This is a genomic window from Bowmanella denitrificans (assembly GCF_039522935.1).
GTDB lineage: Bacteria > Pseudomonadota > Gammaproteobacteria > Enterobacterales > Alteromonadaceae > Bowmanella > Bowmanella denitrificans.
Genome location: NZ_BAAAEI010000006.1, coordinates 897,271 through 909,341 on the forward strand (window position 1 = coordinate 897,271; position 12,071 = coordinate 909,341).

At 47.3% G+C, this 12,071-nt stretch carries 12 protein-coding genes; 5 read left to right on the forward strand and 7 right to left on the reverse strand.

The window, feature by feature from the left end; genetic code table 11:
- Window positions 1-366 precede the first annotated feature (366 nt).
- The 5 genes from asnB to lipA all read left to right on the forward strand — a co-directional run bounded on the left by asnB (window position 367) and on the right by lipA (window position 6,177).
- Window positions 367-2,043 (forward strand): asparagine synthase B, encoded by a 1,677-nt coding sequence (gene asnB / locus ABD028_RS06855; protein ID WP_343843322.1) that lies wholly within the window; start codon window positions 367-369, stop codon window positions 2,041-2,043.
- Between the two features lie 135 nt (window positions 2,044-2,178).
- On the forward strand, window positions 2,179-3,789 hold the full coding sequence (locus ABD028_RS06860; RefSeq protein WP_343843324.1) for an FMN-binding glutamate synthase family protein: 1,611 nt from the start codon (window positions 2,179-2,181) through the stop codon (window positions 3,787-3,789).
- A gap of 512 nt (window positions 3,790-4,301) precedes the next feature.
- Complete coding sequence (gene ybeD, locus ABD028_RS06865) at window positions 4,302-4,565, forward strand: DUF493 family protein YbeD (RefSeq protein ID WP_102796226.1); 264 nt, start codon at window positions 4,302-4,304, stop codon at window positions 4,563-4,565.
- A 69-nt stretch (window positions 4,566-4,634) separates the two neighbouring features.
- Entirely contained in the window at window positions 4,635-5,219 is a 585-nt protein-coding gene (gene lipB, locus ABD028_RS06870; RefSeq protein ID WP_245921532.1) for a lipoyl(octanoyl) transferase LipB, read from the forward strand.
- Entirely contained in the window at window positions 5,212-6,177 is a 966-nt protein-coding gene (gene lipA, locus ABD028_RS06875) for a lipoyl synthase (RefSeq protein WP_343843328.1), read from the forward strand. The genes lipB and lipA overlap by 8 nt, the downstream gene beginning before the upstream one ends.
- A gap of 29 nt (window positions 6,178-6,206) precedes the next feature.
- Here lipA and ABD028_RS06880 read toward each other — a convergent pair whose 3' ends face one another.
- The 7 genes from ABD028_RS06880 to ABD028_RS06910 all read right to left on the reverse strand — a co-directional run bounded on the left by ABD028_RS06880 (window position 6,207) and on the right by ABD028_RS06910 (window position 12,006).
- Complete coding sequence (locus ABD028_RS06880) at window positions 6,207-6,779, reverse strand: hypothetical protein (protein ID WP_343843331.1); 573 nt, start codon at window positions 6,777-6,779, stop codon at window positions 6,207-6,209.
- Between the two features lie 65 nt (window positions 6,780-6,844).
- Window positions 6,845-7,339: a rod shape-determining protein gene (locus tag ABD028_RS06885; protein WP_343843334.1), complete on the reverse strand. Its 495-nt coding sequence runs from the start codon at window positions 7,337-7,339 to the stop codon at window positions 6,845-6,847.
- A gap of 54 nt (window positions 7,340-7,393) precedes the next feature.
- Window positions 7,394-7,876 carry a hypothetical protein gene (locus ABD028_RS06890; protein ID WP_343843336.1) on the reverse strand — a complete coding sequence of 161 codons (483 nt, stop codon included), beginning with the start codon at window positions 7,874-7,876 and terminating at the stop codon, window positions 7,394-7,396.
- A 26-nt stretch (window positions 7,877-7,902) separates the two neighbouring features.
- A complete protein-coding gene (locus tag ABD028_RS06895) occupies window positions 7,903-8,190 on the reverse strand; it encodes a hypothetical protein (RefSeq protein WP_343843338.1) in 288 nt (95 codons plus the stop codon).
- 323 nt (window positions 8,191-8,513) lie between these two features.
- A complete protein-coding gene (locus tag ABD028_RS06900; RefSeq protein ID WP_343843341.1) occupies window positions 8,514-10,145 on the reverse strand; it encodes a TIGR04141 family sporadically distributed protein in 1,632 nt (543 codons plus the stop codon).
- 161 nt (window positions 10,146-10,306) lie between these two features.
- On the reverse strand, window positions 10,307-11,410 hold the full coding sequence (locus ABD028_RS06905) for a nucleotidyltransferase-like protein (RefSeq protein ID WP_343843344.1): 1,104 nt from the start codon (window positions 11,408-11,410) through the stop codon (window positions 10,307-10,309).
- Window positions 11,411-11,412: 2 nt separating this feature from the next.
- Window positions 11,413-12,006, reverse strand: coding sequence for a Cap15 family cyclic dinucleotide receptor domain-containing protein (locus tag ABD028_RS06910; protein ID WP_343843347.1), 594 nt, complete (start codon window positions 12,004-12,006; stop codon window positions 11,413-11,415).
- Window positions 12,007-12,071: the final 65 nt, after the last annotated feature.

A 12,071-nucleotide genomic window follows, 5' to 3' on the forward strand; every position in this document is an offset into this window, starting at 1 on the left:
AAGCCGGTTGCCCGATAAGCGACCGGCTCCGCCTCACGCCTCACGCCTCACGCCTCACGCCTCACGCCTCACGCCTCACGCCTCACGCCTCACGCCTCACGCCAGCAAGCATATGCCTAAATTAGTAAGTTTATTACAGAATCATCTTGCATTTTTTGCTCATACTGGCAGAGTCGGGGTGTCGAAAGCTTTATTTCACAAAAAAGCGGCTTTCGGCAAAAGTTTTTTACTAACGCCCTGTTTTTTCACGTTTTAGTAACAAAACCGGCAACGTGGATGTTGCCGCCCAGGCCAGGGAATTGCCTGATATCAGCCGCTCCAGCAGGAGTCGGCGCCAATCTGTTTAACCAGGAGAGACCTCTTTTTATGTGCGGTATATTCGGTATTCTCGACATCAAGACGGATGTCACCGAGCTACGCTCCAAGTCACTGGAGCTTTCCAAGTTATTGCGCCATCGCGGCCCGGACTGGTCAGGGATTTGGAATAATAATAATGCCATCCTCTGCCACGAACGTCTGGCCATCGTTGACCTTGATAATGGTGCACAACCGCTCATCTCGAATAATAATCAGCAGATCCTGGCCGTAAACGGTGAAATTTATAACCACAAGCAGTTGGAAGCCGGGTTGGCAACGCCCTATGCGTTTAAAACCAAGTCTGACTGTGAAGTCATCCTGCCCTTGTACCAGCAAAAGGGTGTGAACTTTATTGACGACCTGCAGGGTATGTTTGCCTTTATCCTGTATGACGAAGCCGAAGATGCTTACCTGATTGCCCGCGATCATATTGGTATTATTCCGCTGTATACCGGCTTTGATGAGCACGGCAACTTCTATGTGGCGTCAGAGCTAAAAGCCCTGTCGCCGGTGTGCAAAACCATTAAGGAATTCCCTCCTGGCCATTATCTGTGGAGTAAATCCGGCGAGCTGACCAAGTATTATCAGCGCGACTGGATGGACTATGACAATGTCAAAGACAACCACACCAGCCTGGAAGACCTGAAAATTGCCTTTGAAAAATCGGTGAAATGCCACCTGATGTCTGACGTGCCCTATGCGGTATTGCTGTCAGGCGGGCTGGACTCCTCACTGGTGTCGGCCATTGCCGCCAAATATGCCGCCAAACGGGTGGAAGATAACGATCAAACCCAGGCCTGGTGGCCACGTTTGCACTCCTTTGCCGTAGGCCTGGAAGGGGCACCGGATCTGATCGCGGCCCGCAAGGTGGCCGATATGATTGGCACCGTGCACCATGAAATTCATTTCACTATTCAGGAAGGTCTGGATGCCATCAAGGATGTCATCTATCACCTGGAAACCTACGATGTCACCACCATTCGTGCCGCCACGCCAATGAGCCTGATGTCGCGTAAGATCAAGGCCATGGGCATTAAGATGGTGCTGTCTGGTGAAGGCTCGGATGAGATCTTCGGCGGTTATCTGTACTTCCATAAAGCGCCAAACGCCAAGGAATTCCACGAGGAAACCGTACGTAAGCTGGATCGCCTGCATATGTTTGACTGCCTGCGCGCCAATAAGTCCACCTCGGCCTGGGGTGTGGAAGCACGGGTGCCGTTCCTGGATAAGGAATTTATGGATGTGGCCATGCGCCTGAATCCCAAGGACAAGATGTGCGGCAACGGCAAAATGGAAAAACATGTGCTGCGTGCTGCGTTTGATAACGGCGAATATCTGCCAGCCGAAGTATTGTGGCGTCAGAAAGAGCAGTTCAGTGACGGTGTAGGCTATTCCTGGATTGATTCGGTAAAAGACTATGCCGCCAGCCAGGTCACCGACCAGCAGATGAAAACCGCCGCCTTCCGCTTCCCGGTTAACACCCCGGATACCAAAGAAGGCTATTTGTTCCGCACTATCTTTGAAAGCTTCTTCCCGCAGGAAAGCGCGGCACGTTGCGTGCCCAGCGGCAAGTCTATTGCCTGCTCCACGGTGGAAGCCCTGGCCTGGGATGCCAGCTTTACCAATAACGCTGACCCATCCGGCCGTGCTATGCGCGGTGTACATAGCGACGCGCTGGCAGAGTAATCTGTAGCTATTTTTCTAAAAGCCCGCTTTCGCGGGCTTTTTATTGTTCTGCATCAATCTAAATAACTCATAAACCCTTGGCACACCAAGGCTTTGCCGTTTAAGCTGGGCAAAAAAGCAATACCCGGAAAGACCATGCGTAGTGCCTTTATTGTCTCACATTTGTTAATGGCGATTGCCCTGCTGCTACTGGCGCAAAGCTGGGGCTGGGTTGTCTGGTTGCTGGTGCCCCTGGCACTGACCTTTGCCATCGGCCTTCAGGATATGCTGCAAACCGAGCACAGTATCCGCCGCAATTTCCCGCTGATTGGCCGCGGCCGCTGGATGATGGAAAGCCTGCGCCCCTTTGCCCGCCAATATCTGATTGAATCTGATTTGGACGGCACGCCGATTAATCGCATGTTTCGCAGCATTGTCTATCAGCGCGCCAAGGGCGACCTGGACACCCTGCCCTACGGCACAAAAATCAATACCTATGAGTCTGGCTATGAATGGATCAGCCATTCCATTGCAGCGCGCAATATCCATGAGCTGGACTGCTCGCCCAGAGTAAAGATTGGCGGCAAAGACTGCCAGAAGCCCTATTCGGCCAGCATTTTAAATGTCTCTGCCATGAGCTTTGGCGCGCTGAGTAACAATGCCATCCGCGCTCTGAATAAGGGCGCAAAGATGGGCAGCTTCTACCACAACACCGGCGAAGGCGGCATTTCTGATTATCATCTGGAGCATGGTGGCGACTTGGTCTGGCAAATTGGTACCGGCTATTTTGGGTGCCGTGATAGTGAAGGCAAATTCTGCGCCGACACTTTTGCCGAAAAGGCCGCTCAGGACGTGGTTAAGATGATTGAAATCAAGCTCAGTCAGGGCGCTAAACCCGGCCATGGCGGTATTTTACCGGCCAGTAAAAACACCGATGAGATTGCCCGGATTCGCCATGTTCAGGCCCATACCGATGTGATTTCACCCTCTGCCCATTCGGCCTTTTCCACCCCCATTGAGATGATGCATTTTATCCGCCTGCTGCGGCAAAAATCCGGCGGTAAACCCATCGGCTTTAAGCTGTGTATTGGCCGTCAAAGTGAATTTATCGGCCTGTGCAAGGCCATGGTAGAAACCGGCATTCAACCAGATTTTATTACCCTGGACGGCGGCGAAGGGGGCACAGGTGCGGCGCCGCTGGAATACAGTAATTCGGTGGGCATGCCGCTACGCGATGCCATTGCCTTTGTGGAAGATTGCCTGATTGGCTTTAACCTGCGCGAAGATATCCGCATTATTGCCTCGGGCAAGGTCTTTTCCGCCTTTCACCTGGTACGCAATCTGGCCCTGGGGGCCGACCTTTGCAACAGCGCCCGCGGTATGATGCTGGCGCTGGGCTGCGTACATTCGCTGGAATGCAATAGCAACCGCTGCCCGACCGGCATTACCACGCAAAATCCTAAACTGATTAAGGGCCTGGATGTGCAGGATAAGGGCCACCGGGTGGCCCGTTTTCATAAAGAGACCGTGCATGCGGCGGTGGATATTGCCTCATCGGCGGGCCTTGCCAGCCCCTCAATGCTCAATCGCAGCCATGTGCAACGGCGTATTGACCAGCAACGGGTGGCCAGATTGGATGAACTGTTTCCCTACCCTACCGCCGGGGCGTTTTTACAGGCGCCCTACCCGGCCAGCTACCGGCCTTATATCCAGGAAGCCAGCAGCGAACACTTTATGCCAGACAACTATCTCTGCCACCGCTGCTGATAGCCCTTGTGATCTAACCACAGAGCCACAGAGAACCAAAGTGGTAGTAATCAGTTACCCTAGCCCCAAAAACTCGGTGTGCTCTGTGCCTCTGTGGTTATCAAGGCATTTCCACTGACAAGCAAAGCTGACAATCCCGCGCCAGGCATACTAGCCCTATATCCAGGAAGCCAGCAGCGAACACTTTATGCCAGACAACTATCTCTGCCACCGCTGTTGATAGACTTTATGATCTAACCACAGAGCCACAGAGAACACAGAGGGAACAAAGCGGTAATAATCAGTTACCCCTGCCCCAAAAACTCTGTGTTCTCCGTGCCTCTGTGGTTATTAAGGCATTTTCACTGACAAGCAAAGCTGACAATCTGCCTACTATGTCCTCTGGCTGGGCTGGGCCAATTCGCGCCTTTTAGGTATACTTCGCCCACTATCCCTGTAACAGCAAAACCGGGCTTGATAACCAGGCCCGGCGTCGCCATTTACAGGCCATTGCGATTTGATTGGAGCCTTAAATGGAAACCCGTTTTGATGAACTGCTGGAGTTCCCCTGCTATCAAACCTTTAAAGTGCTGGGTGTTGCCCATGAGCGCCTGCCTGAGGATGTGGTGGCCTGCCTGCAGCTACTGGCACCGGATGACTATAATCCCAGCATCCGCCCCAGCACTAAGGGCAATTACCATTCGGTGTCCATTGATGTACGTGTGACCAGCAAGGAGCATATGGAGTCGGTGTATATCGAACTGGGCAAACTGGAACTGGTACGGATGGTACTCTAGATCGTGAGTACGCCAAGCCTGATTATTCGTCAGTTGGGGCGCCAGGACTACGCGCCCATCTGGCATGCCATGCAAAACTTTACCGACCAACGCGGTGTCGAGCAGCAGGATGAAATCTGGCTGGTTGAACACAACGCGGTGTTTACCCAGGGCCAGGCCGGTAAGGAAGAACATCTATTGGCTCCCGGCGATATTCCGGTGGTAAAAGTAGACCGTGGCGGCCAGGTTACCTATCACGGCCCCGGCCAGCAAATGATGTATGTGCTACTGAATCTCAAACGCCTGAAAATCGGCGTGCGCGATCTGGTCACTGCGCTGGAACAATCCGTGGTGGAATTGCTAAAACCTTATGGTGTAAACGCCTACCCCAAGGCCGATGCCCCAGGGGTATATGTAGACGGGCGTAAAATTTGCTCCGTGGGCCTGCGCATTCGCAAGGGCTGCTCATTTCACGGCCTGGCGCTGAATATCAATATGGATCTGGGGCCGTTTCAGCGTATAAATCCATGCGGCTATGCCGGGCTGGAAATGATACACTGCGCGCAACTCGGCGGGCCGGACAATCTGCCAGAGGCAGGTAAGTTGTTAAGCCAGGCATTTTGCCGGCTAATCAAGATTGAACAGACAGACTATCGGGAAGGTTTTGATGACTAAAGCAGTACGTGTCGAAGCAGGAGTAAAACTGCGCGACGAAGACAAAATGAAACATATCCCTGTCACCATCATCCCCACCGAGCGGGAGCAGATGCTGCGTAAGCCCGACTGGATCAAAATCAAGTTGCCTTCCAGCACCGAAGGTATCGACCGCATAAAAAACATTATGCGCAAGAACAACCTGCACTCGGTCTGTGAAGAAGCCAGTTGCCCGAATCTGTCTGAGTGTTTTACCCACGGTACCGCCACCTTTATGATCCTTGGCGACATTTGTACCCGCCGCTGCCCGTTTTGCGACGTAGCCCATGGTAAACCACTGCCACCCAGTGCCGAAGAGCCGGAAAAGCTGGCCACCACGATTGCCGAAATGAAGCTGAAATACGTGGTGATCACGTCGGTAGACCGCGACGATTTGCGTGACGGTGGCGCCCAGCACTTTGTTGACTGTATTAACGCCATCCGCAAACACAGCCCCAGCACTAAGATTGAAGTACTGGTGCCGGACTTCCGTGGCCGTATGGATACCGCGCTGGAAATCTTTAAAAGCGGCGTACCCGATGTGTTTAACCACAACCTGGAAACCATTCCACGCTTGTACCGTGAATGCCGCCCCGGCGCTAACTACAAATGGTCACTGGAACTGCTGCGCAAATTTAAGGAGCAGCACCCGGAAATTATGACCAAGTCCGGCCTGATGATGGGCATGGGTGAAGACCAGCAGGAAATGGCCGAGGTTCTGAAAGATCTGCGTGAGCATAACGTCGATATGCTGACCCTGGGCCAATACCTGCAACCCAGCCGCCACCATTTCCCGGTTAAACGCTACGTGCACCCCAGTGAATTTGACGCCCTGCGCGACACCGCCTACGAGCTAGGCTTCAGCCACGCCGCCTGCGGCCCAATGGTGCGCTCCAGCTACCATGCTGACCGCCAGGCTGCCGGGGAAGAAGTGAAATAGTGAAGTGTGAGGGGTTAGGTGTCAGGCGCTTAGCCCCTTTTGATTTCACCTTCTGCTTCTAGCTGCGAATATAACTCAGCCGCAGACTGTTCATTATCCAACTTAAGTTTCAGCAACTCCCAAACCACAGATCTTTGTGATATACGATAAAGAATGTCCGGAAAGATGCTGTGTAATCCCGTCGACTTAAATCCAAACTCCGACGTATTCAAATTGAACGCTTGTCTATATTTTGAGTGAGTATCAACCAAACAGTATATAGCCTCAAATCCTTCACGACGTTTTCGCGCTATTACATCCTTGATTAACGCGATACCACTCCCTTTATCCGAATAGATGAAATTATTGATCTCACAAAACCTAGCTTCTTTTGCAAGATAATTTTCGATTGTGCTGAGACCTGGAATAGTGCGATCAGAGTTGGCATGTGTAACACGGCAGAAAGTTTCCCCTCCAGCTAACATCCACCATTCAGAAAAAGGGTCATATTGTTTGTCGTAATTATTGCACCAGCCTTGATACCTGCGTTCAAAGTATCTCTGACAATACACCTCCCTAAGCTCGTCAATTGCGCTTGTATCATGTACTAATCTGCTTGTCATACTTAGCTATCCCTAAAAACCAAGGCAAACTACCGCACGCTCAATCAACAAAAACTCTCTCTATATTATTTAGCTGCCACTGAACGTGCTTTTACTGTATCAAAACTATCTGTAAGTACGTTTATTCTGTCACCCATATGCACCAAAACTTCTCTTGCCCCTGCACCCAAGGCAAGCTCTCTTAACACCCGATCTTCGATACTGGTAAGTCCGCCTTCAGTCTTCTCCAACTGATGCATGATAATCCTTGGTGCAGGTCGTATCCTTGACTGATGAACTTGCTTCACACCATATTGGAGTATTTTCTCTGCAAGAAAAAAGTCAGCAACCAATAATCTGGGATGTTTGAAAGGATTATGAACACTGGTGCTATTCGATTGCAGGCGCTTGGCCGCAATTCCTATCGCTTTGATAACTTCTCCTTTAGCCCCTTTTTCGATAGCTATCAGCGGTTCGTCCTCATATTGAACGTCTGATGAAAACACTTTAATCGAGGTTTTATTTTCACTTAATTCGATAAGTAAGTCGTTTGAAAATAGGCTTCTCAGATAGGTAAACAAAGTTTTGTTTCTCCAAAAAAACAAAGGAAGTCCATTCCCATTATGATGATTCTGTTAGAAGCCACTGAAAATATCCCCGACCCGACCTTTATAGTCATATCCTTTTGATTTGTAATAGGCCAACTCTACTTTCTTAAATGAGTCAAAGTATGCTGCAACAAGTGGAACAAAGAAAACGGCTGCAAAATATTGCTTAACTTCTCCATCAGGTATGTAACCCACCTCATGAATAAGCCAATGATTTATATCGAAGAACCTAAAAAATACAACGGCTACTAACCCAAATATTAGTGAACCGAAAACCTTAAACCAGGTACTCCTGGCGAACTGCCATAAGATACGAGAAGTCTTTGAAATGAAGACAACATATAAATAGAAAAGAGTGACTAAAGCTACCAATTCATACTGGAGCGCGGTTGGCACCAAAAAGTAGCTAAAAGCCGGAGCAATGAAGCCAAGCATTGTCCGCTTGTATTTTTCTACGAAGAAAATCCCTTCTTCTGTTACATCTTCGGGAAGTGAATTTACATATTTCATATGTGTTTTTCCGCTGCATTAACTTGTTATCTATCATACGCGCCATAATTATACAGGGACGGAAAAAGACAACCAATCGCAATTAAAATAATGAAAATAAACGCTAAACTAGCCAATAGCGTAAAAGGATGAAGCTCTTCCCCATCAGAATTGAACATTTGTCCGGGTATGTATTCACCCTCAGTTACGATACCGCTGACAAAAAAGATAGCAGTAAGAAAAATAGCAACCCCAATGAAAGATATTTCAAAAATATAGGAGCCGACAAATATTAACCCTACAGCCATGATGATTTGTATAAAAATGGCTCGCATTTAGCCTCAGTAGTTAACGAATGATATGGACTTCCCTTTCCCGGGGTTCTGCCACGCTTATCTGGCAACCATAGTGGAGAACTGACCAAGTCCAATTTCAACTATGTTTATGGACATGACCGTTACCTATGTAATTGACTTCTACAGCCCGCTAAATTCCACGTCAGTCAAGGCCACTAACAGGCCGGGAGCGGCAGTCCCATACCACACATCAAGATTAGTGTAGCTGTTGTTTGACAAACGGGGGAGTCCATGTAGCCCGCGTAATAGGCGCGAGCTTGCGAGCGTCCTTATTGACGCGTTTGTTAGCTGGCGGACTAGAATCATGCTAGCTTCTTTTCCTTGGCAGGCTTTCCCTTTTTCTTTATTTCAAGGACTGGATCAACCTCTATTGCTGAAATGGAGACACTGAAATTTAGTGTTTTTAACGTTTTCAGTGCATTTTTTAAAGTCACTTTTGAAAAAAACGGTAGCTCTTTGGGAATATCTCGATTCGTGGCAACTGCATAGACTATTTTATATTTACTTGGATCTGGTCTAGAGTCAGTGCACGACAATTTTGAGGATTTTGGGAGTTTATCATTTAATCGCCTCCTGAAATCAGCATCGCCAATAAACGCCTCAGAAGCAACAAATCCCTGTGAAAACAGGTGGCTTAACGTGGCAGAACTTCTGTAGTACTTAACATGAATAAATTCACTGGAGTCTTTAATTAAATCGCAAAATTCTAGTTTGTCATGTGGCCCGCCAATTTTTACAAAATTCTTATCCATTAATTCAATGTTTTCAAATGATGAGGCCACAAATGCATTATAGTCTTCCTCCCTGTCGTGTGAGTACGTCGGAAATTTAAAGTCGTAGACATCAAAGCCCTCCAAGTACTTGTCTACACTAGCAACGAAGTCTGTATTTACAATATACCACTGGCCATTTCGTAAAATGTATTGCTCATTTTCTGTAGAAACCTCTGCATATAAACATCTGTATGCGGACCATTTCTTAATAGAGTTGTACTCGCTATCGTTAATATGAATACTTTGATCTTTAAGGCTTTCTGATGTCAATGGTATGCCTTTTTCACCAAAATATTTCACTAAATCATCAATTTTTAAGACAACGTGCCTAGGTGTCTTTTGGTACAAATCGAACGAATAGCCAACTTGTGATTCCCAATCGATAATTTCCGGCTCTCCAAGCCACATATTCTTAAATTCACCTTTGCCGAGAATATCATCAAGCTCTAGGTCTAATACCTCATGCAGCTCTTTATCCTTAACTCGTTGAATATTTTCAACCCACTCAAAATCCTTAGGTAGAGATGATTTGTACCTTAGCAAGCACTCTGAAAGAATTTCTTTCAACCCGTTTAGATTCACTTCTAATACTAGAGTGAGCGCATCTCTCCCTGTCACATGGGAACCAAATATTGGAACCGTAGATGCACCGGTTACCGCGTAAAGCATGTCCATTTCAGAGTCAACATCTAGATCAAATACACCCAAATCTATTGAACTCTGCGTTCGCGAATTAAGGGGGTTGTGATCATAGCTAGCCTTATCGAGGCTTCTTAACTTGTCTGGATCTACGGAATTTAGTGTTACACGTAGCCCGAAATCTCTTTCTATAGCTTCATTCTTAAGAAGATGAAAACCAGTCCCAAAAGTCAATACGAATAGGTTTTCATCCAGCCTAACCGCCAGCGCAGCCCCGACAGATTTTCTACCTCCAAATATATCCTCTGGTAGATCCTGATGATCTGTGAAGAGCTTTGTCCATGGAGGTGGCGGCTTCGGGGGCTCTTTTTTTACATAAAGAGTCGCCTCAAGACCCTGCACTTCCATCTCAATAGGGGGTTTAGAGTTCTCAAGATTAACTGCCTTTGAAGCGTCGCATTCAATACCAGGCTTGGCTAGGTATATGGATAACTTCTCTTTCCTTTTCTTTGGCGTTCTCATCCTAATCCTTCATCAGAGCCAGTTCTTATATTCAGCTAACGCCTTGCTTACCGGCCCAGTGGAGCAGAGTAAGCTTGTGGTAAAGTTTGCGCAGCAAACCACAAGCTTGCGGCGCGTAGCTGGGTCCGAGTACAGCAACTTGTTATGAGTGGCTTGGCACGTTATATGACTTTAGATTTAATAACGCTGCCGTCGTACACTTGTGAATAAGGTCGTAGCTCTCTGAAAATTGAAAAGGCTAAATCCTCTACCTCCTTAGTTATTATTTCCAAAGCCTCTGTTTTTGCCTTTTCGTCAAATATCTTTCTTGTGTCATCTGGAACTGCAAGAGTATTCCTGTAAGCTTCAGATGCATTAAGCAAACTCAGAAAATCTCTTGTCTGCTCGACGAGTGCGAGCGACATATAGCTAGGCATATTTAATCTTTGATCCATATGATAAGCTATCCCAGCTAGGTCATAGCTCGTCAGCGCTTTGGCTTTTCCTTTTTTATAATCGGGCATATCTGCGACTAAGTTTTTCAGTAATCGAATAACCTTTTTAAGATTTCCAGAGTATTGAGCATCTTTATCATTAACTCGTGCAATATGTTTAAACGGGAAGTTGCCTAACAGGCGATGCTCTTTTTTATGATATATATTTATGCCGACATCTCGCTCTTGACGGCTGCGCTGATAGTCATGTGTGTGATACCAGCAGCTTGGAACGATATCCACTTTACGCTTTAGGCTTCCACCCACAAGTGAAATTGATTTGCTGCTCGTGCAATCAACTTCTGCTTCATAATATCTCGTTGTCAATTTCTGCTCAGATTTATTCCTTATTTCTGCGACTATTTCCACCATGGGGCGGTTATCAGATGCGTAACAAGCAGTTCCATCTAGTTTTGGCGTTTGCACAAGAACGGTATCTTCACAAATTATGAGCATATCCACATCTGAATGGCCTTCGATATGTATGTCTAAAGCCACAGATCCCTGAATTCTTTTGGTGGTGCCGATTCCTTCAGTTTTAAGCATACTTATTAGCGTATCGGAAACGCGATTTCCTTCATTGATGGAAACCTGAGTGGACTGCGGATCTACGGCCGACATAGCCCCAATCGCATAACGAACTCCAGGACTCTCAGATAGCTTTTCATAAGACTCTCTGATCCGGTAATCTCCAGTATCCCAAGAATGAAAACCTTTCTCCAAGAGAACCAATTCTCTAGTACCTTGACGTCTGTCTTTAAGCTTCTTAAGCCTCGCATCGAAATCGATCATTCTTACCCTCTTCTAAGACTCATCAAACCGTAGGTTTTTCTTCCGCCACTATTGAAGTAAGTACCCTCGGCTGACATCAGATCCTTACTAAATTCAATTTCGCAAAATCCTTTGTGTGAAGCTAATTCGTGTGACTGATCCAGATTTGGCTCGTTCTTGTAGCTATAACTTAGCACCCACCCTCCTCGGACTCCGCTCCTCTTCAAGAGGGTTGCTGTGTAGCTTTCGCTTTGGCTCTTGCTAGTTTTGATATTTATAGATATTTGTTTCCAATTTTGCTCAATATCTAACTCAGCAGGCCATTCATATTTATTATTGCCTTGTTCGTCCAAGGTCCGGCCTTCAACCTTCCACACACCATTTAAGTCGGGAATATTGAAAAAATGAATTTTCCAAATCCACTTATTAAAAACCCAATGCAAACCAAAATATACTACGCCGACTGTTACTGAGCCTTTTGTAAAAGCCTCCCACCCGGTCATACTTGATAGGAGGTTCGCAAGCTGTGCTACGCCACCAGCAATCAATATGGCAATCAAACCTAGCCAACGACCTATACCGGCGCGATCATGGCCAAATATTGCATAATCGTGCATGTACTAACCTCCATTTTGTGATGTATCAATCAAGTCTCTAGGCCTCATAACAGTTTAATAGACGG

Excerpts from the sequence above, each read along its gene's own strand:
- ABD028_RS06890 (WP_343843336.1), bottom strand. The coding sequence starts at position 7,876 with ATGAAATATGTAAATTCACTTCCCGAAGATGTAACAGAAGAAGGGATT.
- lipB (WP_245921532.1), top strand. The coding sequence starts at position 4,635 with ATGCAAAACTTTACCGACCAACGCGGTGTCGAGCAGCAGGATGAAATC.
- ABD028_RS06900 (WP_343843341.1), bottom strand. The coding sequence starts at position 10,145 with ATGAGAACGCCAAAGAAAAGGAAAGAGAAGTTATCCATATACCTAGCC.
- asnB (WP_343843322.1), top strand. The coding sequence starts at position 367 with ATGTGCGGTATATTCGGTATTCTCGACATCAAGACGGATGTCACCGAG.
- ABD028_RS06905 (WP_343843344.1), bottom strand. The coding sequence starts at position 11,410 with ATGATCGATTTCGATGCGAGGCTTAAGAAGCTTAAAGACAGACGTCAA.
- ABD028_RS06910 (WP_343843347.1), bottom strand. The coding sequence starts at position 12,006 with ATGCACGATTATGCAATATTTGGCCATGATCGCGCCGGTATAGGTCGT.
- ABD028_RS06860 (WP_343843324.1), top strand. The coding sequence starts at position 2,179 with ATGCGTAGTGCCTTTATTGTCTCACATTTGTTAATGGCGATTGCCCTG.
- ABD028_RS06880 (WP_343843331.1), bottom strand. The coding sequence starts at position 6,779 with ATGACAAGCAGATTAGTACATGATACAAGCGCAATTGACGAGCTTAGG.
- lipA (WP_343843328.1), top strand. The coding sequence starts at position 5,212 with ATGACTAAAGCAGTACGTGTCGAAGCAGGAGTAAAACTGCGCGACGAA.
- ABD028_RS06895 (WP_343843338.1), bottom strand. The coding sequence starts at position 8,190 with ATGCGAGCCATTTTTATACAAATCATCATGGCTGTAGGGTTAATATTT.
- ybeD (WP_102796226.1), top strand. The coding sequence starts at position 4,302 with ATGGAAACCCGTTTTGATGAACTGCTGGAGTTCCCCTGCTATCAAACC.